At 62.4% G+C, this 21,566-nt stretch carries 17 protein-coding genes; 15 read left to right on the top strand and 2 right to left on the bottom strand.

Annotation, left to right across the window (positions count from 1 at the left end; all coding sequences use genetic code 11):
- Both EGN72_RS08735 and EGN72_RS08740 read left to right on the top strand, forming a co-directional pair.
- Positions 1-1,573 (top strand): OmpA family protein (locus EGN72_RS08735; RefSeq protein WP_148114248.1); only part of this gene is annotated, 1,573 nt, incomplete at its 5' end.
- A gap of 231 nt (positions 1,574-1,804) precedes the next feature.
- A complete protein-coding gene (locus EGN72_RS08740; protein ID WP_127046637.1) occupies positions 1,805-5,125 on the top strand; it encodes a DUF2126 domain-containing protein in 3,321 nt (1,106 codons plus the stop codon).
- Positions 5,126-5,134: 9 nt separating this feature from the next.
- Here the strand turns inward: EGN72_RS08740 and EGN72_RS08745 are convergent, their stop codons facing one another.
- Together EGN72_RS08745 and EGN72_RS08750 are read right to left on the bottom strand one after the other, a co-directional pair.
- Positions 5,135-6,214 carry a putative zinc-binding metallopeptidase gene (locus EGN72_RS08745; RefSeq protein ID WP_127046639.1) on the bottom strand — a complete coding sequence of 360 codons (1,080 nt, stop codon included), beginning with the start codon at positions 6,212-6,214 and terminating at the stop codon, positions 5,135-5,137.
- Positions 6,214-6,936, bottom strand: a complete 723-nt coding sequence (locus tag EGN72_RS08750) for a ribonuclease activity regulator RraA (protein WP_127046641.1) — start codon at positions 6,934-6,936, stop codon at positions 6,214-6,216. The genes EGN72_RS08745 and EGN72_RS08750 overlap by 1 nt, the downstream gene beginning before the upstream one ends.
- Before the next feature lie 115 nt (positions 6,937-7,051).
- On the opposite strand from EGN72_RS08750, the gene EGN72_RS08755 reads away from it, so the two are divergent.
- The 13 genes from EGN72_RS08755 (at position 7,052) to prmC (ending at position 21,512) form a co-directional block, all read left to right on the top strand.
- Positions 7,052-7,957 (top strand): LysR family transcriptional regulator, encoded by a 906-nt coding sequence (locus tag EGN72_RS08755; protein WP_127046643.1) that lies wholly within the window; start codon positions 7,052-7,054, stop codon positions 7,955-7,957.
- Between the two features lie 127 nt (positions 7,958-8,084).
- Positions 8,085-10,169, top strand: a complete 2,085-nt coding sequence (locus EGN72_RS08760) for a hydantoinase/oxoprolinase family protein (RefSeq protein WP_127046645.1) — start codon at positions 8,085-8,087, stop codon at positions 10,167-10,169.
- A 3-nt stretch (positions 10,170-10,172) separates the two neighbouring features.
- Positions 10,173-11,882 carry a hydantoinase B/oxoprolinase family protein gene (locus EGN72_RS08765; RefSeq protein ID WP_127046647.1) on the top strand — a complete coding sequence of 570 codons (1,710 nt, stop codon included), beginning with the start codon at positions 10,173-10,175 and terminating at the stop codon, positions 11,880-11,882.
- Positions 11,882-13,099, top strand: a complete 1,218-nt coding sequence (locus tag EGN72_RS08770; RefSeq protein ID WP_127046651.1) for an FAD-binding oxidoreductase — start codon at positions 11,882-11,884, stop codon at positions 13,097-13,099. The genes EGN72_RS08765 and EGN72_RS08770 overlap by 1 nt, the downstream gene beginning before the upstream one ends.
- Entirely contained in the window at positions 13,099-13,872 is a 774-nt protein-coding gene (locus EGN72_RS08775) for an HpcH/HpaI aldolase/citrate lyase family protein (protein ID WP_127046652.1), read from the top strand. The genes EGN72_RS08770 and EGN72_RS08775 overlap by 1 nt, the downstream gene beginning before the upstream one ends.
- Positions 13,869-15,083, top strand: a complete 1,215-nt coding sequence (locus tag EGN72_RS08780) for a pyridoxal phosphate-dependent aminotransferase (protein WP_127046654.1) — start codon at positions 13,869-13,871, stop codon at positions 15,081-15,083. Before EGN72_RS08775 ends, EGN72_RS08780 begins: the two co-directional genes overlap by 4 nt.
- Positions 15,084-15,126: 43 nt before the next feature.
- The gene (locus EGN72_RS08785) at positions 15,127-15,966 is read left to right on the top strand and encodes an NAD(P)-dependent oxidoreductase (protein WP_127046656.1); all 840 of its coding nucleotides are present in this window, start codon (positions 15,127-15,129) and stop codon (positions 15,964-15,966) included.
- 3 nt (positions 15,967-15,969) lie between these two features.
- Positions 15,970-16,671 carry an SDR family oxidoreductase gene (locus tag EGN72_RS08790; protein ID WP_127046658.1) on the top strand — a complete coding sequence of 234 codons (702 nt, stop codon included), beginning with the start codon at positions 15,970-15,972 and terminating at the stop codon, positions 16,669-16,671.
- A gap of 45 nt (positions 16,672-16,716) precedes the next feature.
- The gene (locus EGN72_RS08795; protein ID WP_127046660.1) at positions 16,717-17,700 is read left to right on the top strand and encodes a TRAP transporter substrate-binding protein; all 984 of its coding nucleotides are present in this window, start codon (positions 16,717-16,719) and stop codon (positions 17,698-17,700) included.
- A gap of 60 nt (positions 17,701-17,760) precedes the next feature.
- Complete coding sequence (locus tag EGN72_RS08800) at positions 17,761-18,270, top strand: TRAP transporter small permease (protein WP_127046662.1); 510 nt, start codon at positions 17,761-17,763, stop codon at positions 18,268-18,270.
- A gap of 3 nt (positions 18,271-18,273) precedes the next feature.
- Complete coding sequence (locus tag EGN72_RS08805; RefSeq protein ID WP_127046664.1) at positions 18,274-19,578, top strand: TRAP transporter large permease; 1,305 nt, start codon at positions 18,274-18,276, stop codon at positions 19,576-19,578.
- Positions 19,579-19,629: 51 nt separating this feature from the next.
- Entirely contained in the window at positions 19,630-20,682 is a 1,053-nt protein-coding gene (gene prfA / locus EGN72_RS08810) for a peptide chain release factor 1 (protein WP_127046666.1), read from the top strand.
- On the top strand, positions 20,679-21,512 hold the full coding sequence (gene prmC, locus EGN72_RS08815) for a peptide chain release factor N(5)-glutamine methyltransferase (protein WP_127046668.1): 834 nt from the start codon (positions 20,679-20,681) through the stop codon (positions 21,510-21,512). The genes prfA and prmC overlap by 4 nt, the downstream gene beginning before the upstream one ends.
- Positions 21,513-21,566 lie beyond the last annotated feature (54 nt).

Here is a 21,566-nt window from a genome sequence, read left to right on the forward strand (position 1 = left end):
AGCGGCGGAGGCCGAAGCGGCAGCGAAGGCGGATGCGGAAGCGGCGGCAGCGGCGGAGGCTGACGCGCAAGCCAAGGCAGATGCAGAAGCAGCGGCAGCGGCGGAGGCCGACGCGCAGGCAAAGGCAGATGCGGAAGCCGCAGCGGCGGCGGAAGCCGAAGCGGCAGCGAAGGCCGCGACAGAAGCCACCCCTGAAACCGCGCCCGCGGCTAATCCCGAAGCCGAAGCCGCGTTAGCGGCGGCAGAGGCCGAGGCGGAAGCCGAGGCTCGCGCCAAGGCCGAGGCAGAGCTTGGCCTCAAACCTGATGGCAGCATTCAGGACCCGACCGCCGGGCTGAAAACCGCTGAAGAGGTGATCGACCCCAACGCCACCCCGGTGGAGGCCCCAGTCGTCGCCGAGGAGGCGATGGAGGCGCTCTCGACCCTTCTGACGGCTGCGCAAAGCGATGACCCTGCCGCCGCAGAGGCCGCCCAGCCGCTTGCTGCCGCCGAGACCGCGACTGCGGCCCCAGATGCTGCCCCTTCGGCGGATGCGGTTGCCACCACCACCGAAACCGTAACCGAAGACAGCACCCGCCGTGCGACCGAGGAATTTGCCGCCGCCCCGCAAGTCGTGGCCCCCGGCAAGAAGAACAAGCTGTCGGATCTGGAAAAGGCCGGGCTGATCGGGCTGGGCGCTTTGGTGGTCGGGGCGATCATCAGCCAGAACAACCGCGCCGCCCAGACCGATACGGCGCAGGGCAATGTGCAAGGCACTCTCCCGCAGCAACAACAGGTCGTGTCCAACACCGGCGACCGGGTCGTGGTGCTGAAACCCGATGGCAGCTATCAGGTTTACAAGGATGATGATGCGCTGCTGCGCCGCCCCGGCAACACGCTGCGCACCGAAACCTTCAAGGACGGCTCGACCCGCACGATCGTGGAACGGGCTGATGGCTCTCAGGTGGTGACGATCCGCAATGCCACAGGCCGGGTCTTGCGCCGGGCGCATTATGATGCGCAGGGGCAGGAACGGGTGTTGATCAACGACCTGCAACCAGAGCAGGCGATCACCGTCTCGGCCTTGCCAAAGCCGCGCAGCCGCCCCGTGGTGATTGCCGCGCGCGATCAGGATGCCGCGCTGAAGGCAGCCCTTGCCGCGCGCCAGATCGAACAGCTTGGCCGCACGTTCAGCCTGCGTCAGGTGCGCGACATTCCGCAGGTGCGCCGTCTGGCCGCTGTGATCGGGGTGGACAGCATCACCTTCGCCTCCGGCTCCTCGGCGCTGTCGACCAGCGAGGTGAATGCCCTGTCGGATCTGGGCACCACGATGCAGCAATTGCTGGACACCAACCCTGATGAGATCTTTTTGGTCGAAGGCCATACGGATGCCACGGGCAAGGCTGCGATGAACCTCGCGTTGTCGGATCGGCGGGCGGAAACCGTGGCGCTGGCCCTGACCGAATATTTCGGCATCCCGCCGGAAAACATGGTCGTGCAGGGCTATGGCGAGGACGAGTTGCTGATCGATACGCAGGCCGATGAAAAGCGCAATCGGCGCGTTGCGGTGCGCATCATCACGCCTTTGCTGTAGGGTGGTGTTTTTGCGTAAAGTTTAGGCAGTTGCGGCAGGGGCGGGCCTAGGTCTGCCTCTGTTCTGCGCTTTCTGACGTATCGGGCCGGGTGGCGGTTGCGCCGTTGCGCCTTCGACCGGATAGTGACTCCATGATCCTCTCGGGGTGGGGGGTGTTGGCAAAGCGGGCGCGCAGGGCAATGCGCGGCGGCTTTCCTGACTGCGCCACAGCCCGGCACCAGAAAGAACCACATGTCCATCAAGGCCGCTGTCTATCACCTGACCCATTACAAATACGATCGCCCGGTCACGCTGGGCCCGCAGATCATCCGCTTGCGGCCCGCGCCGCATAGCCGCACGGCGGTGCTGTCGCATAGTTTGCGGGTGACGCCGACGGATCATTTCGTGAACTACCAGCAAGACCCCTATGGCAACTGGCTGGCGCGGTTTGTCTTTCCCAACCCGGTGCAGGAATTCAAGATCGAGGTCGATCTGACCGCCGATATGACGGTCTATAACCCATTCGATTTCTTTGTCGAAGAAAGCGCCGAGCAATGGCCCTTTGACTACCCCGAAGATCTGGCCCCCGATCTGGTGATCTATCGCACGCCCGAACCGGTCGGGCCGCTGTTGGCCTCGTTTCTGGCCAGTATCGACCGCAGCCCCAAAGGCACGGTGGATTTTGTGGTCGGGTTGAATGCGCGGATTGCAGCACATTTGCAATATCTGATCCGCATGGAACCCGGTGTGCAAACCGCGGAGGAAACCTTGCAAGCAGGCAGCGGGTCTTGCCGCGATTCCAGTTGGCTGCTGGTGCAGGTGTTGCGCAACCTTGGCTTTGCCGCGCGGTTTGTCTCGGGCTATCTGATCCAGTTGAAACCCGATCTGGTGGCGATTGACGGGCCTGCGGGAACCGAAGTCGATTTCACCGATTTGCATGCCTGGTGTGAGGTGTATCTGCCCGGCGCGGGTTGGATCGGCCTTGACCCGACAAGCGGTTTGCTGACCGGCGAAAGCCATATCCCGCTGTCGGCCACCCCGCATTACCGCAACGCGGCCCCGGTGTCGGGCCTTGCCAGTTTCGCCAATGTCACCTTTGATTTTGACATGAAGGTGACACGGGTGGCCGAACATCCGCGCATCACCAAACCCTTTTCCGATGAGTCGTGGTCCGCGCTGGACGCGCTGGGGCGCAAGGTGGATACGGCGCTGGCCGAGGGCGATGTGCGCCTGACCATGGGCGGAGAGCCGACCTTCGTGTCGATTGATGATTTCGAGGCGGAGGAATGGAACACCTCGGCTGTCGGTCCCACCAAGCGCGATCTGGCCGATAAGCTGATCCGCCGCTTGCGCGATCAATTCGCGCCGCAGGGGTTTTTGCACTTTGGGCAAGGCAAATGGTATCCGGGGGAATCGCTGCCGCGCTGGACCTTTTCGCTGTATTGGCGGCGTGACGGGCAGCCGATCTGGTCGGACGCAGCGCTGATCGCCCGCGAGGGCGAGAAAAGCGGTGCCACGCCTGCGCAGGCCGAAACCTTGCTGCATCACATGGCCGAGGCGCTGGGGATTGCGCGCGACTATGTGGTGCCCGCCTATGAAGACCCCGCGGTCTGGATCACCAAAGAGGGCAACCTGCCCGAAAATGTGACGCCGCAAAACTCCAAACTGGACGACCCGGAGGAACGCTATCGCATCGCGCGGGTGTTTGACCGGGGGCTGACGAAACCCTCGGGCTATGTGCTGCCGGTTCAGTCGTGGCAAAGCAAGGCCAGCGGTGTGAAATGGCGGTCGGAAAAGTGGAAAACCCGGCGCGGCAATATCTATCTGGTGCCGGGCGATAGCCCGGTGGGATATCGCCTGCCCTTGGGCACATTGCCCTATGTGCCGCCGTCGCAATATCCCTATATCCATCCGCAGGATCCGACGATCCCGCGCGGGCCATTGCCCGATGTGGCAGACCCTAAACCCGAGCCGCGCGCGCAGGCTGTCGCCTCTTTTGCCGCCGCCGCACCAGGGCAAGAGCGGGTGGAACAGGTGATCCACGATCTGGACGGGGCCGTGCGTTCGGCCCTGTCGGTGGAATTGCGCGATGGGCGACTATGCGTCTTCATGCCCCCGGTGGAGGAACTGGAGCATTACCTCGACCTGATCGCCGCCGCCGAGCGCAGCGCGAAGGCGCTCAACCTGCCGATCCATATCGAAGGCTATACCCCGCCCAATGATCCCCGGATGAATGTGATCCGCGTGGCCCCCGACCCCGGCGTGATCGAGGTGAATATTCACCCCGCCGCCCGTTGGGAGGAGTGTGTGCATATCACCGAAACGGTCTATGAGGCGGCGCGGCAAACCCGGCTGGGCACCGACAAGTTCATGATTGATGGCAAGCATACCGGCACGGGGGGCGGCAACCATGTGGTTGTGGGCGGCGCAACCCCGCTGGACAGCCCGTTCATCCGGCGGCCTGACCTGCTCAAAAGCATCATCCTGTTCTGGCAGCGCCATCCCAGCCTGTCCTATCTGTTCTCCGGCCTGTTCATCGGCCCCACCAGTCAGGCCCCGCGTATTGATGAGGCGCGGCACGACAGTTTGTATGAGTTGGAGATCGCGCTGGGGCAGATCCCCAAAGCCGGGCAGGCAGACCCGTCAACGCCGTGGCTGCCCGACCGGTTGCTGCGCAACATGCTGACCGATGTGACCGGAAACACCCACCGGGCCGAGATTTGCATCGACAAGATGTTTTCCCCCGATGGGCCGACAGGCCGCTTGGGGTTGGTGGAGTTTCGCGGCTTTGAAATGCCGCCCAACCCCCGGATGAGCCTTGCGCAGCAGCTTTTGATCCGGGCGATCATCGCGCGGCTCTGGGCCTCGCCCTTGGAAGGCAATCTGACCCGCTGGGGCACCAGCCTGCATGACCGCTTCATGCTGCCGCATTTCGTCTGGCAGGATTTCCGCGATGTGCTGCGCGATCTGGGCGATCATGGCTTTGCCTTCCGCCCCGAATGGTTTGAGGCGCAGGCCGAGTTCCGCTTTCCCTTCTGCGGCGAAGTCACCTATGAAGATGTGCATCTGGAGGTGCGTCAGGCGTTGGAGCCTTGGCATGTGCTGGGCGAAACCGGCGCGATTGGTGGCACCGTGCGCTATACCGACAGTTCCACCGAACGCTTGCAGGTCAAGCTGAGCGCTGCCGATCCGGGCCGCTATGCCGTTGTCTGCAACGGTCGCCGCGTCCCGCTTCAGACGGTGCAGACGGGTGTGGGTGTCGGGGGTTTGCGGTTCAAGGCATGGCAGGCGGCGAATGCGCTGCACCCCTATGTCCCCGTCGACAGCCCGCTGGTCTTTGACATTTTCGACAGTTGGACGGGCCGGGCCGTGGGGGGCTGCACCTATCATGTCGCCCATCCCGGTGGGCGCAGCTATGAAACCTTTCCCGTCAATGGCAATGAGGCCGAGGCCCGGCGGTTGGCGCGGTTTCAACCGCATGGCCATACCCCCGGCGGCTATGTGCCGCAATCGGACCCGCCGCACCCCGAATTTCCCTTCACCTTGGATTTGCGGCGCAAACCGGGGCTGTAAGGGCAGGCGTTACGACCCCGCGATCAGATCGTGAATGAAGCGCAGTTTGCGCGCGATCGCGGGGGTCAGCACGAAAGGGTAATAATCGCGGTTGCCCATGGAGCGGTTCATCGCATTCATGGCAATCGTCAGCGGCACCCATCGCGCGATCAACTCATCGCAATCCGTGGCGTGATAGGGGTTCGGCAGCCACGCCAAAGGCGTCTGCGAGGCCTGCGAGGCCTGCGCGGCAGGCTCGGTCAGGGATTTCGGATCAAGCCCGTAAGCCTGCGCGGTTTCAAGGCCGCCCACCATATGGAAATAATGCGCCCAGGTTTCGGCGAAATCCTCCCAAGGATGGGCGCTGGCATAGGCGCTGACGAAAGATTGCGGCCAGTCGGGGGCGGGGCCATTGGCATAATGGGCGGCGAGTGACTGCGCATAATCCTGCTGCTCATCCCCGAAACAGGCGCGGCAGGCCGCAAGCCGGTCTGTCCCCGCGATCAGCTTGTCCCAATAGTAATGCGCGACCTCATGCCGGAAATGTCCGATCAGCGTGCGATAGGGTTCGCCCAAGGCGGCGCGATTGCGTTCGCGCGTCACGTCATCGGCCTCGTCGATATTGATGGTGATGCGGCCATTGTCATGCCCGGTCATCACCCGCTTTTGCGCGCCATCGGGGCGGGTTTCATCGCCCAGCAGTTCAAACTGCAAGCTGCCCGCCGTGCCATCCGGGCTGTCAGACAGCGGCAGGTTGAATTTCAGCAAGGAATAGAACAAGCGCCGCTTGGCCCGTTCCAGCCGCGCCCATTGGTTCTGGCGTTCGGTATCGGCGGTGTTGGGAATTTTCATCGTGTGGCGGCAGCTCAGGCACAGGGACGCACCGCCATTGCCATCGCCATCACCGCCGCCATCACCACCGCTGTCGCACAGCCAGTTGCAGCCGATCACCTCTCGATTGGCGCAAGGCGTGGGGCTGCCTCCGCCAAGCGGCAAAGCCTGCATTTGGTCGTGCCTTGGCAGATAGCCAAGCCCCGCGCCGCAATGGCCGCAATGGCTGTTGCCAAAGTGAACCTCGGTCGTGCAAACGGGGCATTGAAACCGGCGCATCAGCGGCCAGCTTTGGCGCGCCAGTCCTTGAACGCCTCTTTCGTGGCGGGGTCGGTGGGCGGGTAAAGCCCAAAGATCGACTGTCCGGCCTGCACGCGTTCCAGCACGAAATCTTCAAACACGGTCATTTCATGGGCGTCATTGGCGATCTGATCGGCCAGATGCGCCGGGATGCAGACCACGCCTTCGGCATCGCCCACCAGAATATCGCCGGGAAACACCGCAACCCCGCCGCAGGCAATCGGGTCATTCAATGCAACGGCATGATGTTTGGTCAGGTTGGTCGGCGCGCTGGGGCGGGTGTGATAGGCTGGCATCGCGAGCGCCGCAATCTCGGGCGAGTCGCGAAAGCCGCCATCGGTGACGATCCCGGCACAGCCGCGCATCTGCAAGCGGGTCGCCAAAATTCCCCCCGCCGAAGCCGCCGAGGCATCACCGCGTGAGTCGATCACAAAGACGCTGCCTGCGGGGCATTCCTCTACCCCTTTGCGCTGCGGGTTTTCGCGATTGGCAAAGGAGTCCAGCACATCCAGATCTTCGCGCGCGGGGATATAGCGAAGGGTATAGGCCGGGCCGACCATGTTCGGCCCATCCCCCAGCCGCTGCACCCCTTGCAAGAACACATTGCGCAAACCGATGCGGAACAGCGCCGTGGTCAAGGTGGCCGTGCTGACCTGCATCAGCTTGTCACGGGTTTGCTGGCTGAATTCCGATGCTGTCATGATATCCCCCAAAGTGTTGCCCCATCTTTGTGGCGCATGGTCGGGTGAATGACCAGCGCGAAGCAGGGGCAGGGTGCTTGACCTGTGATCAAATATACTTATCCATCAAGCCAGCATGATAAAAAGCCAGATCACCCTGAAACAGCTTGAAGCCTTGGTCGCCGTGGTCGATCTGGGGTCTTTTCGCAAGGCGGCGGCGCTGCTGGGCACCACACAGCCCAATATTTCCAACCGGATCGCGGGGTTAGAGGAAAGCCTCGGCACCATTTTGATGCACCGCGATGCGGGGTCGGTGCGGCTGTCGGAAAAGGGCAAAACCCTTGTCGCCGCCGCGCGCAAAGTGTTGTGGGAGGCAGAGGCCCTGCTGGAAGCCGCCAATCGCCAAGACCTGATCGAAGATCGGATGCGGCTGGGGGTGACGGAACTGGTGGCCTGCACATGGTTGCACCCGTTCCTGCGCCGGTTTCGCAGCGTCTATCCGGCGGTGTCGGTGGAACTGGAGGTGGGCCTGTCGTCCGAGATTGAGAAGAAGCTGGCCACCGGGCAGCTTGATCTGGCCTTGCAAACCGGACCGTTTGAGCATGAAACCGATGGGGCGCTGCCTTTGGGCACTTACCCCTATATTTGGGCCGCCACGCCCGAGATTGCTGCAAAGCTGGGCCCGACGACCTGTCTGGCGACCTTGGTGAAAACGCCGATACAGGTGCATGCGCGGCATTCGCTGGCGGCGCGCGCCTTGGCCAAACAGGCAGAGACGCAAAAGCTGGCGATGGATCAGATCGTCTATTCCAACAGCCTTGGCGCCTCGCTTCAGATGGCGATTGACGGGATGGGGGTTTCCTTGCTGCCCGCCGCCTTGCTGGCCGAGGCGCTGGCCGCCGGGCGCTTGGTGGCGCTGGCGGTGGATTGGCACCCCAACCCGTTGGAATTCTTTGCCCGCTATTCCAAAGCCAAGGCCCCGCGCTTTGTCGATCAGGCCGCGCGCTTTGCGGTGGAAACGGCGCAGGCGCATCTTGGATAGATCACAAAAATCTATCATCCATAGAAATTATTAGAATTTGTTTTGATCGAGGCGCCGTGCCAGTTTCAGGCAGGAAACGCGGCGCTGCGATCAGATCGGCGCCCGGACTGTGACGGAGACAAGCTGGATGAAAACAGGTTCTGTGCGCCTTGGTGTCGATATTGGCGGCACTTTTACCGATGTGGTGCTGGAAAAGGCGGGGGCGCAGTTTTCCACCAAGGTGCTGACCACCTATGCCGCGCCCGAAAACGCCATCATCGAGGGGATGCATCAGGTCTGCGCCAAGGCAGGCGTGTCACCGGGGCAGATTGACCAGATCATCCATGGCACCACCCTGGCCACAAATGCGCTGATCGAACGGCGCGGGGCCAAGACCGCGCTGATTACCACCCAAGGTTTTCGCGATGTGATCGAAATGCGCACCGAAAGCCGGTTTGAGCAATATGACCTGAACCTGACCCTGCCAGAGCCGCTGCTGCCGCGCCAGATGCGCTTTACCGTGGCAGAGCGCGTCAATGCCAAGGGCGAGGTGATGATCGCGCTGGACCGGGCCGAGGTGGACGCCGTGGTGGACCGCATCGCGCAGGCCGGGTTTGAAAGCGTGGCGGTGGGGTTGATCCATTCCTATCTGAACCCCGCGCATGAACGCCTGATCCGCGATGTGCTGGCCGAAAAGCTGCCGGCCGTGGCGGTGTCGCTGTCGTCCGAAGTCAGCCCGCAAATGCGGGAGTATGAGCGGTTCAACACCGTTGTCGCCAATGCCTATATCAAGCCCTTGATGGCCTCGTATCTGGGCCGGTTAGAAGATCGTTTGCGCAGCGAAGGCGTGGCCTGCCGGATTTTCCTGATGCATTCGGGGGGCGGGATCATTTCCATCCAGAACGCGGCTGATTTTCCGGTGCGGCTGGTGGAAAGCGGGCCTGCGGGGGGCGCGGTGTTCGCGGCCCATATCGCGGCGCGCTATGGTCTGGACAAGGTGCTGAGTTTCGACATGGGCGGCACCACAGCCAAAATCTGCCTGATCAAGAACCAGACCCCGAAAACCAGCCGCGTGTTCGAGGTGGCCCGGACCTATCGCTTCAAAAAAGGCTCGGGCATGCCGATTTCGATTCCGGTCATTGATATGGTGGAAATTGGGGCCGGGGGGGGCTCGCTTGCGCATGTTGACAGTCTGCGCCAGATCCGGGTGGGGCCGGAAAGTGCCGGGTCAGAACCGGGGCCTGCCTGCTATGGGCGCGGCGGCGACCGGCCTGCGGTGACAGATGCCGATCTGGTCCTTGGCAAGCTGGATGCCAAGAATTTCGCAGGCGGGGCCTTTACGCTGGATTACGGTGCATCGGTCTATGCCCTGACGGATGATATCGGCGACAGTCTGGATATGCACCCGTCCGAGGCCGCCTTTGGTGTGGCCGAGGTGGTGGATGAAAACATGGCCAATGCCGCCCGCGTGCATGCGGTGGAAAACGGCGAGGATCTGTCCGACTATACCATGATCGCCTTTGGCGGCGCGGCCCCGCTGCATGCAGGGCGTTTGTGCGAAAAGCTGGGGGTGAACCGGCTGATCGTGCCGCCGGGGGCGGGGGTGGGGTCGGCCATCGGGTTCTTGCGCGCGCCCTTCAGCTTTGAGGCAAACCGCTCCGTCTATATGAAGCTGTCGGATTTCAATGCTGGGTTGATCCGGGCATTGCTGACCGAATTGCGCGATGAGGCGACGGGATTTGTGCGCACCTGTGATGCGGTCAGCCCGATACAGGCGGAATTCAAGGTTTACATGCGCTATGTCGGGCAGGGCTGGGAAATCCCCATCCAACTGACCGAGGCGCAGGCGATGGCACCGGATGCGGCCACTTTCCTTGCCCGGTTCGAAGAAGATTACGCCAAGCTTTTCGCGCGGACGGTTGCGGGTTTGGATGTCGAGATCACGGTTTGGTCGGTCAATGCCACCACCCCGCCGGAACAGGTGGCGCGGGTGGCCCAGCACAGCGGCGGCAAACCGGCGGCGGCGCAAGGCCTGCAATCGGTGTTTGATGCCGCTATCGGGCGCTTTGTCGATTGCCAGAAAATCGCCCGCAGCGCCTTGCAGCCCGGCGACAGCCTGACCGGGCCGGGCGTGATTTTCGAAGATGAAACCACCATCATCCTGCCCAGCAGCCGCGACGCGATCTGCCAGCCGGATGGCTGCATTGACATTTCCGTAAAGCCGGGGGCCTGAACCATGACCAAAACGCCGTCATCCGTTGCCTATCAGGTGATGTGGAACCGTCTGATCTCGGTCGTCGAGGAACAGGCCCAAGCCCTTGTGCGCACAGCGTTTTCAACATCGGTGCGTGAGGCAGGCGATTTGTCTGCCGGGGTCTATGACACGCAGGGGCGCATGTTGGCGCAGGCGGTCACGGGCACGCCGGGCCATGTGAATGCGATGGCTGATGCCGTGGCGCATTTCATCCGCCGCATCGGGCGCGAAAATATGTTTGAAGGCGATATCTATATCACCAATGACCCTTGGGAGGGCACGGGCCATCTGCATGATATCACCATGGTCACGCCCTCCTTTCACAGAGGCGCGCTGGTCGGTTTTTTCGCCTGCACGGCGCATATCGTCGATATTGGCGGGCGTGGCTTTGGGGCCGATGCGGCCAGCGTTTATGAAGAAGGGCTGTATCTGCCCATCATGAAATTTGCCGAACGGGGCACCGTCGATGCAACCTTGCTGCGCATCGTGCGCGGCAATGTGCGCGAGCCGGACCAATTGGTCGGCGATATGTATGCACTGGCTACCTGCAACGATATCGGCCACCGCCGCCTGATCGAGATGATGGTGGAATTTGGCCTGACCGATCTGGACGGTATCGCGGATTTCATCCTTGAAAACTCGCGCCGGGCCACGCTGGAGCGCATCGCGGCCTTGCCGCGCATGTCGGCAGAGGGCGAGATGACGGTAGACGGGTTTGATGTGCCGATCACCCTGAAGGTCAAGGTGACGGTGCATGAAGACCGGATCGTTTCTGATTTCGCAGGCACCTCGGGGGTGGATAAAAAGGGCATCAACTGCCCGCTGGTCTATACCAAGGCCTATGCCTGCTATGCGCTGAAAGTGGCGATTGCGCCGGAAATTCCGAACAACCACGCCTCTTTGCTGCCGTTTGAGGTGACTGCCCCGGAAAATACCATCGTGCATGCGCTGCACCCGGCCCCGGTGGCGTTGCGCCATATCGTCGGGCATTTCGTGCCCGATACGGTGTTCAACGCCTTTGACCAGATCGTCCCCGGTCTGGTGCCGGCCGAGGGCGCGGGCTGTCTGTGCAATTTTCAGGTCAGCTTGCGGCCCCGGTCGGATGCGCCGGCCCCCAAAGGCGCGCGGCGGGTGGAAGTGTTGACCTTCAACTCTGGCGGGGCAGGGGCGCGGCCCGGATTGGACGGGCTGAACGCCACGGCTTTCCCGTCTGGCGTGATGACCATGCCGATCGAGGCGACGGAACATGCAGGCCCGGTGATCATCTGGCGCAAGGAATTGCGGCCCGACAGTGGCGGCGCAGGCAAGACGCGCGGCGGTTTGGGCCAGCATATGGAAGTGGGCGCGATGGAAGGGTATGAGTTTGATATTCAAGCCATGTTCGACCGGGGCGCGCATCCTGCACGCGGGCGGCGCGGGGGCGGCAATGGCGCGCCCACGCTGATCGCGCAGGATGATGGCACCGCGATGCGGGTGAAGGGCAAGCAATTCGTTCCGCATGGCCGCCGCGTTGTCATGGCCTTTCCGGGGGGTGCCGGTTACGGCCCGGTCGCCGATCGCGACCCGGCAAGCCTGCGCCGCGATCTGGCCCGCGGCTATATCAGCGCCCAAACCGCCGCCGAGGTTTACGGGCTGAGCGCCGACGAGATTGCCGCCGTCGAAGCCGCCGTTCTGCGGGGGGAGGATATCTGATGGCCCTGAAAACCCAAGCGCCACAGCACAGCGCCTATGATGTGGTGATCATCGGCGGCGCGATCATGGGGGCCTCTACCGCGTGGTTTCTGACCGATACCAAGGATTTTGACGGCAAGGTGTTGGTGGTGGAACGTGACAGCAGTTATGCCAATGCTTCCACCAGCCACACCAATAGCTGCATGCGACAGCAATTCTCGGCCGAATTGAATGTGCGGATCAGCCAGTTCGCGGCGGATTTCGTCAAGAATATCCGCAGCTACATGGGCGGCGACCCGCGCGTGCCGGATCTGTCCATCCGGTCCTTTGGCTATATGTATCTGGCCGATACGGATGGGTTTGCCGATGTGCTGCGCGCCAATCAGCAGGTGCAACGCGCGGCAGGGGCGGCCACGCAACTGATGACCGCCGCGCAGATCAAGGCGGCCTATCCCTTTTATTGCGTCGATGACATCATTCTCGGCTCTATCAACCTTGTAGACGAAGGGTTCTGGGATGGCGGCGCGGTGTTTGACTGGTGGCGCCGCCAATCGCGCGAACGCGGGGTGGAATATGTGGAAAATGAGGTGGTGGCGATCAACCGAAATGCTGCGGGAACGCGCGTTGACAGTGTGACGCTGAAATCGGGCGAGGTGATTGCCTGTGGCACGGTGGTCAATGCCTCTGGCCCGCGGGCGGCGGCCACGGCGCGGATGGCAGGGATCGAGGTGCCGGTAGAGCCGCGCAAACGCTATTCCTGGATTTTCAAAGCCGACAAGCCGCTGGACCGGGATTTGCCGCTGACGATTGATCCGTCCGGGGTGCATGTGCGCGAAAACGGGGGCGGCATCTATCAATGCGGCGGCCATGGCGATCTGGACCCGGCGGTGGATTACGATGATTTCACCATGGATCACGGGCTGTGGGAAAGCCATGTCTGGCCCATCCTTGCCACCCGTATCCCGCAGTTCGAGGCGATCAAGGTGCAATCGGAATGGGCCGGGCATTACGCCATGAACACCTTTGATCACAATGCGATCATGGGGCCGCATAGCAGGCTTGCGAATTTCCTCTTTCTGAACGGGTTTTCCGGCCATGGTTTGCAGCAATCCCCGGCGATGGGGCGTGGCACGGCAGAGTGGATCACCTATGGCGGCTATCGCGCGCTGGACCTGACGCCGTTCAACTATGACCGGATTGCCGCGAACCGGCCCATCATCGAACGGGCGATCATCTGATGCAGCTTGCCGCCAACCCGTTCACCGCTGCGCTGAAGGCCCGGCACAAACAGATCGGCTTGTGGATCAGCCTGTCAAACAATTTCGCCGCCGAAGTGGTGGCGGGGGCGGGCTATGACTGGGCGCTGATTGATATGGAACACAGCCCCAATGATTATTTCAGCGTGCTGGGCCAGCTTCAGGCCTTTGCCGCCTATCCGACCACAGCCATCGTGCGGGTGGAATGGAATGATGCGGTTTCGGTGAAACGCTTGCTGGATCTGGGTGCGCCGGGGCTGTTGTTCCCGGTGATCCAATCGGTCGAGGAGGCACAGCGCGCCGTGGCCGCCACCCGCTATCCGCCGCAAGGGGTGCGGGGGGTGTCTGGGTCCACCCGTGCCACGCGGTTCGGGCGCGTGGTCGATTATACCGCGCGCATCGCCGACGAAACCGCCGTTCTGTTGCAATTGGAAACCCGCGCGGCGGTGGAACAGGCCGAAGCGATTGCTGCGGTTGACGGGGTCAGCGGCATTTTCTTTGGCCCTGCCGATATTGCCGCCGATATGGGCAAGCTGGGCCAGCCGATGGCCCCAGAGGTCTGGGCCTTGATCCGCCCTGCCGCGCAACGGCTGATCGCCAAAGGCGTGCCGGTGGGCACCTTGGTGCTGGACCCGGTGTTCGCGGCCCAACTGTTGAACGAAGGCTTCACCTTTGTCGCTTGTGGTGCGGATACGGCGATCTTGTCCAAAGGGTCGGATGCGCTGTTGGCGCAGGTGAAAGGGGCCTTGGCATGAGCTTTGCAGCCTCTCGGTTGGCCGCTGTCAAACCTTCGGCTTCGGCTTGGGTCAGCCAAGCGGCCAAGGCCGCCCGCGCGCGGGGCGAGGATGTGATTGATCTTGGTCTGGGCGAGCCGGATTTCGACACGCCCGACCACATCAAACTGGCCGCCCATGCTGCTGCCATGGCGGGTGAGACGAAATACACCGCCACCGATGGCACCGCGCGGCTGAAAGCGGCGGTGGTGGCCAAGCTGCGGCGCGACAACGGGCTGGATTATGCGCCGGGGCAGGTCATCATCTCGAACGGGGCCAAGCAGGTTATTTTCAACGCGATGATGGCCACGCTGGAACCGGGGGATGAGGTGATTTTGCCCGCGCCCTATTTCGGGTCTTACAAGGATATCGTGCTGATCCTTGGCGGGGTGCCGGTGGTGGTGGAATGCCCTGCGACCGAAGGCTTTGCCCTGACGCCCGCGCGGTTGGCGGCGGCGATGACCGCGCGCACGCGCTGGGTGATGCTGAACCTGCCCTCCAACCCGGCGGGGGCGGTTTATACGCGGGCCGATTTGCTGGCCTTGGGGCAGGTGGTGCGGACCCATCCGCGCCTGTTGGTGCTGTCGGACGAGATTTATGAGCATATCTTGTTTGACGGGCGGCAATTCACCTCTTTTGCGGCGGCCTGTCCTGATCTGCGCGACCGGGTGCTGACGGTGAATGGCGTGTCCAAAGCCTATGCCATGACGGGATGGCGCATTGGTTATGGTGCGGGGCCAGCCGACTTGATTGCCGCCATGACCAAGGTGCAAAGCCAGATCAGCTCTGGTCCCTGTTCGATTGCGCAGGCCGGGGCGGCGGCGGCGCTGGAGGGACCGCAAGACGATGTGCAGCGGTTTCGCGCGGCGTTTGAGGCGCGGCGCAATCTGGTGGTGGACCGTGTGGCGGCGATTGACGGGTTGGAACTGGCCCCACCGGGCGGGGCGTTTTACGCCTTCATCGGCTGTGCCGCGCTGATCGGGGCCCGCACGCCCGAAGGCGAGATTTTGCGATCCGATGCCGATGTGACGGCGTGGTTGTTAAAGGCGGGCGGCGTCGCGGCGGTGCCGGGAAGCGCCTATGATTTATCGCCGTTCTTCCGTATTTCTACGGCATCCTCCGAGGCGGTGCTGGCGCAGGCCATGGACCGGATCGCGGCAGCGGTGGCCCTGTTGCGCCGCGCAGACCTATAACCAAGCCCCTGAAAACAGGGCCGAAACGACAAGGAATGTGACAATGAAGAAACTGGTTTTGACAGGGGCGGCAGGGCGGCTTGGGTCTTATCTGCGCGCGCCATTGGCCAAGATGTGTGATGAATTTGTGTCCACCGATATTCTGGACGGGGTGAAAAACCTTGCCCCGAATGAACGCTATGTGAAGGCCGATCTGGCCGATCTTGCCGCGATGGAGGCGCTGCTGGAAGGGGCCGATATGGTGGTGCATTTCGGCGCGATTGGCGATGAGGCGCCGTTTGAAACCCTGCTTGGTCCGAATTTCATCGGGGCCTATAACATCTGGGAGGCGGCCTATCGCAACAAGGTGCGGCGGGTTGTCTATGCCTCGTCCATCCATGCGGTGGGGATGCATAAAAAGACCGAATTCATCGGCATCGACGCCCCGCATCGCCCCGATACCTTCTATGGGCTTGCCAAGTGCTTTGCCGAAGATCTGGCCAGCCTGTATTGGGACAAGCGCGGGGTGGAGGCGGTGTGCATGCGCATCCTGTCTTGTGCGCAGGTGTCAAACCCGCGCGCGGTGGGAAGCTGGCTCAGCTATGATGATCTGATCCATATGGTGACCCGCGCGATCGACACGCCGATCACCGGGTTTTCCATCGTTTACGGCGTGTCCAACAATGACCGCGCCCCGGTGGATAACAGCAAGGCCCAGCATCTGGGCTATCGGCCCAAGGATAATGCCGAACAATTCGCCAAGGAAATCTATGCGGCGTCCCCCCCGCTGGACCCGACAGACCCCGGCAATCTGTGCCATGGCGGGCCGTTTGCCTCGGTCGCCTTGGGCAATAGCGGGGTCGCCTTTCTGAACCTGAAATCCGACGATGTCGCAAAGGAATAAGCCATGACCAAAGTTGCATTGATAACGGCAGGTGGCAGCGGCATGGGGGCAGATAGCGCCCGCGCGCTGGCCGCCGATGGGTTCAAGGTTGGCATCCTGTCCTCCTCGGGCAAGGGCGAGGCTTTGGCGCAGGACTTGGGGGGCGTGGGGGTGACGGGCAGCAACCGGTCCAGCGATGATCTGCAAAAGCTGGTGGATGCGGCGATGGACAAATGGGGCCGGATTGATGCGCTGGTCAATTCCGCAGGCCATGGCCCGCGCGCCCCGGTGCTGGACCTGACCGATGCCGATTGGCACGAAGGCATGGAGGTGTATTTCCTGAATGCCGTGCGCGCCGCGCGTCTGGTGACGCCGATCATGCAGGCCCAAGGCGGCGGCGCGATCATCAACATCTCGACCTTCGCGGCGTTTGAGCCGAATCCGGTGTTCCCGACCAGCGGTGTGATGCGGGCCGGTTTGGCAGCATTCACCAAACTTTTTGCCGATAAATACGCCGCCGAGAATATCCGGATGAATAACGTCCTGCCCGGTTTCATCGACAGTTTGCCAGAGAAGGAAGAGTTCCGTAGCATGATCCCCATGGGGCGCTATGGCAGCTCGCTGGGTGAAATTGCCAGCGTGGTCGCGTTCCTCGCCTCGCCCGGCGGGGCCTATATCACCGGGCAAAACATTCGCGTGGATGGGGGGATCACTCGGTCAGTCTGACGAAACGAACGCAAAGACACTATAAATCAACACGGAGGGTTAAGAATGTCATTTCTGAAAAACATCAGCGCCGCTTTGGCCGCGGTCATCGCCTTTGGCGGGGCTGCCGCTGCGCAAACCAACTGGATCATGGCCTCTGGCTATCCTGATGACAGTTTTTTCACCAAGAACATCCGTATGTTCATCGAAGAGGTGGAGGCCGCCAGCAATGGCGCGCTGAAGATCGACCTGCGATCCAATGGCGAGTTGATCAAGCTGGATGCCACGCGGCGTGCGGTGCAAGCGGGGCAAATCCAGCTTGGGGAAATCCGCTTTGGTGTCTATGGCAATGAAAGCCCGATGTTCACCTTGGACAGCCTGCCCAATGTCGCCAGCAATTATGACGCAGGCTGGAAATTGATGGAGGCGCAAAAGCCGTGGTTTGACAAGGTCTTTGGCGATGCGGGCATGGAAATCCTGACCTATGCGCCTTGGCCGGGGCAGGGGTTCTATACCAGCTTTCCGGTGACGGACGGGTCACAATTCGAAGGCGTCAAGCTGCGCATCTATTCCCCCGCCACGCAGCGCATGGGCGAACTTCTGGGCTTTCAGGCCACCATCCTGCCCTTTGCCGAAGTGCCACAAGCCTTCTCCACCGGGCTGATCGAGGCGCTGTTCACCTCGGGGCAGACGGGCACCGATATTCAGGCTTGGGATTATGTGAAGCATTTCACCTATACCGGGTCGATGCATAACAAGAACGCGATCATCGTGAATTCGGCGGCTTTGGCGGCGCTGGATCCTGCCTTGCAAGACGCGATCCGCGCGGCGGGTGAAAAGGCTACCGCGCGGGCGTGGGAGTTGAGCAAGGAAGCCACGGACAGCACGCGGCAAAAGCTGGTGGATGCGGGCATGACCGTCACCGATGCCTCGCCCGAGTTGCAGGCCAAACTGGCCAAGATCGGCGAGGCGATGATCGAGGAGTGGAGCGCCTCTGCCTCGCCCGAGGAGCTTGAGGTGCTGAAAGCCTATCAGGCGTCCATGAACTAAGCCGGGCCAATCAGGGCGGCGCGGGGGTCGCGCCGCCCGTTTCACTTTTGGGGGTGCGATATGCTGCGACAGCTTGTTTCTGGGCTTGCGACCATCTGCGGCTATCTGGCGGCGGGTTTTCTGGCTGCAATCGCGGTGGCGACACTGGTGCAGATTATCGCGAGGCAATTCGGCCAACCGGTTGAGACGACAGAGCTTTCGGGCTTTTTCCTTGCGGCCTCTACCTTTCTGGGGCTGGCCTATACCTTTGTGAACGGCGTGCATGTGCGCATCGGTCTGGTATCGGAATTCGCGCCCAAGCGGTTGCGGCAGGCGCTGGAAATCTGGGCCTGCACCCTTGCCGCGCTGATCGTGGGCTATGCGGCCTGGCATATGACGGCGTTTACCTTGCAGACCTATCAATTCGGCGATCTTAGCCCCGGTATGCTGGCCGTGCCCTTGTGGATACCGCAATCGGCGGTGGCCTTTGGCCTGATCGTGATGCTGCTGTCCATACTGGAACAGGCCAGCTTGGTGCTGCGTGGGCAAAAGGCCGATTACGAAACCAATGTCGACAGCGCGGTGGAGTGAGTGATGGACCCCATTCTACTTGCGTCGCTTGTCATTGCGCTGTGCCTTTTGCTGCTGCTGGGCACGGGGGTCTGGATTGCGCTGTCGTTGCTGGCGACCGGGCTGGTGGTGTTTCACTTCTTTGTGCCGCTGGATGCGGGGTCGATCATGGCCTCGACCATGTGGGACGCAAGCTGGAACTGGGCGCTGACCGCGCTGCCGCTGTTCGTCTGGATGGGCGAGATTTTGATGCGGTCGGGCCTGTCCTCCAGCCTGTTTCGCGGCTTGTCGCCGTGGGTGGCGTGGCTGCCGGGTGGGTTGATGCATGTGAACGTGTTGGGCTGCGGGGTGATGGCGGCGGTGTCCGGGTCATCGGCGGTGACAGCCGCCACCGTGGGCCGGATGAGCCTGCCGGAACTGACCGCGCGCAACTATGACCGCAACATGATGGTCGGATCGCTGGCCGGGGCAGGGACGTTCGGTCTGCTGATCCCGCCCTCCATCATCATGATCGTTTACGGCGTGGTGGCGCAGCAATCGGTGGCGCGTCTGTTCATTGCAGGCATTGCGCCGGGGCTGATGCTGATCGTGCTGTTTTCCAGCTATATCGCGCTATGGTCCAAGCTGAACCCCGACAAGCGCGGCGACCTGCCAGAACGCCTGCGCTTTGTCGAGAAGCTGCGCGCCTCGCGGGAATTGCTGCCCGTGGTGGCGCTGATCGTGGCGATCATCGGGTCGATTTACGGTGGCATCGCCACCCCGACCGAGGCCGCAACCATCGGGATTTTCGGCGCGCTGCTGCTGGCCTTTCTGAACGGCACGCTCAGCCGCGAGATGGTGGTTGAAAGCCTGCTGTCGGCAACGCGAATTTCCTGCATGATCTCTTTCATCATCGCCTGTGCGGCCTGCCTGTCCATTGCGGTCGGCTTTGCCAATATCCCGCGCGCGGCGGCGGAATGGGTGCAAAGCATGGGGCTGAGCGCGGGCGCGCTGATCTTTGTGCTGACGATCTTTTTCCTGATCCTTGGCTGTTTTCTGGAAGGGATTTCGATTCTGGTGCTGTCCAGCGCTGTGGTCTTGCCGATGATCAAGGCGGCGGGGATAGACCCGATCTGGTTTGGTATCTATGCGGTAATTGTGATCGAATGTGCGCAGATCACGCCTCCGGTGGGGTTCAACCTGATCGTGCTGAAATCCATGACCGGGCGCGGGATCGGCGATATTGCCAAGGCGACCTTGCCGTTTCTGTGCATCCTGCTGCTGGCGATTGTGCTGATCTACCTGTTCCCGGCCATTGTCACCTTTCTGCCCGATCTGATGTTTGGCTGATGCAGCTTGCGCCCACTTGACCAACGCTGTGCCATAGGCCAAACCGCCCGCATGGTCCCGATGGAAACCCTTGCCCAAATCAGCCAACGCTTCGAGTTTCTTGAAGCGAAGCTTTCGGCTGGCGCAGCCCCGGCCGAGATTGCCAAGCTGAGCCGGGAATACGGTGACCTCAAGCCAGTCGTCACCCAGATCGACGCCTATCGCCGCGCGCTGGATGATCTGGCCGAAGCGCAGATCATGCTGGCCGACCCGGAAATGCGGGCGCTGGCCGAGGAAGAACTGCCCGGCCTGCGCGCGCGGATCGAGGAGATGGAGGCCGCGCTGCAACTGGCGCTGCTGCCCAAGGATGCCGCCGATGCCCGCCCCGCCATTCTGGAAATCCGCCCCGGCACCGGCGGGGATGAGGCGGCGCTGTTCGCAGGCGATCTGCTGTCGATGTATCGCCGCTATGCCGAGGCCAAAGGCTGGACCTTTGAGATTCTGGAACTTCAGGAAAGCGATCTGGGCGGTATCCGCGAACTGACCGCCCATGTGCAGGGCGAAGGCGTGTTTGCCCGGATGAAATACGAATCCGGGGTGCATCGCGTGCAGCGCGTGCCGGAAACCGAAAGCGGCGGGCGGGTGCATACCTCTGCCGCCACCGTGGCCGTGCTGCCCGAGGCCGAGGAGGTGGATATCGACATTCCCGCCTCCGACATCCGGATTGATACGATGCGGGCATCTGGCGCCGGGGGCCAGCACGTCAACACCACGGATTCCGCGGTGCGCATCACCCATATTCCCACCGGTATCATCGTGGTGTCGGCGATGAAATCGCAGCATCAGAACCGGGTCGCGGCGATGCAGGTGCTGCGCGCAAGGCTTTTTGAGGCAGAGCGCGCGCGGGTCGATGCCGAACGCTCTGCCAGCCGCAAAAGTCAGGTCGGGTCGGGGGATCGGTCTGAACGCATCCGCACCTATAACTTCCCGCAGGGCCGCATGACCGACCACCGCATCAACCTGACCCTGTATTCGCTGGGGCAGATCATGGCGGGCGATCTGGACCCGATTATCGACGCGCTGATTTCCGACGATCAGGCCCGCAAACTGGCCGAGATGGAATGACCACGCTGCTGGCCGCGAAACGGGCAGGGCTGGCGCAACTGGCGCAAGCGGGTATCGCTGAACCCGCGCAGGATGTGGCGATACTGCTCGCGCATGTGCTGGGGGTAGACCGGGGCGGGCTTGCGCTGCTGGGCCCGCAAACCGAACTGACCCCGGCACAAGCGGTGGCATTGGACGCCGCGCTGACGAAGCGCGCCGCGCGTCAGCCCATCGCCCAGATCACCGGGCAACGCCTGTTCTGGGGCCGCAGCTTTGCCGTGACCCGCGATGTGTTGGACCCGCGCCCCGAAACCGAAACCCTGATCGCCGCCGCACTGCAACAGCCCTTTGCCCGCTTGCTGGACCTTGGCACCGGCACTGGTTGCATCCTGCTGACCCTGCTGGCCGAAACCACGGCCACGGGCGTCGGCGTCGATCTGTCGCCGCAGGCTTTGACTGTGGCGCAGGGCAATGCGCAGCGCCTTGGGCTGGCCGCGCGGGCAGCGTTTCAGCACTCGGATTGGTTTGCGCAGGTGGCAGGGCAGTTTGACATCATCACCTCGAACCCGCCCTATATCGCCGCTGATGAAATGCCATCGCTCAGCCCTGATGTGCGGGAATGGGAGCCGCATCTGGCCCTGACCCCCGGCGGCGATGGGCTGGACCCTTACCGCATCATCGCCCGTGACGCTGGCCGCTTTTTGCGGCCGGGCGGGCGGGTGATGGTGGAAATCGGGCCGACACAGGCGGCAAGGGTGGCAGGGTTCTTTGCCGCGCAGGGCTTTACGGGAATCACCGTTTTGCAGGATTTGGATGGCCGCGACCGCGTTGTGGCCGCGCAAAAGCCCTGAAATCGGGCTTTTCCGCAGTTTTCGCACCGCAAACCCGCCTAAAATGCGCATTTG

This window comes from Pseudorhodobacter sp. E13 (genome assembly GCF_003991405.1).
Classification (GTDB): domain Bacteria; phylum Pseudomonadota; class Alphaproteobacteria; order Rhodobacterales; family Rhodobacteraceae; genus Pseudorhodobacter.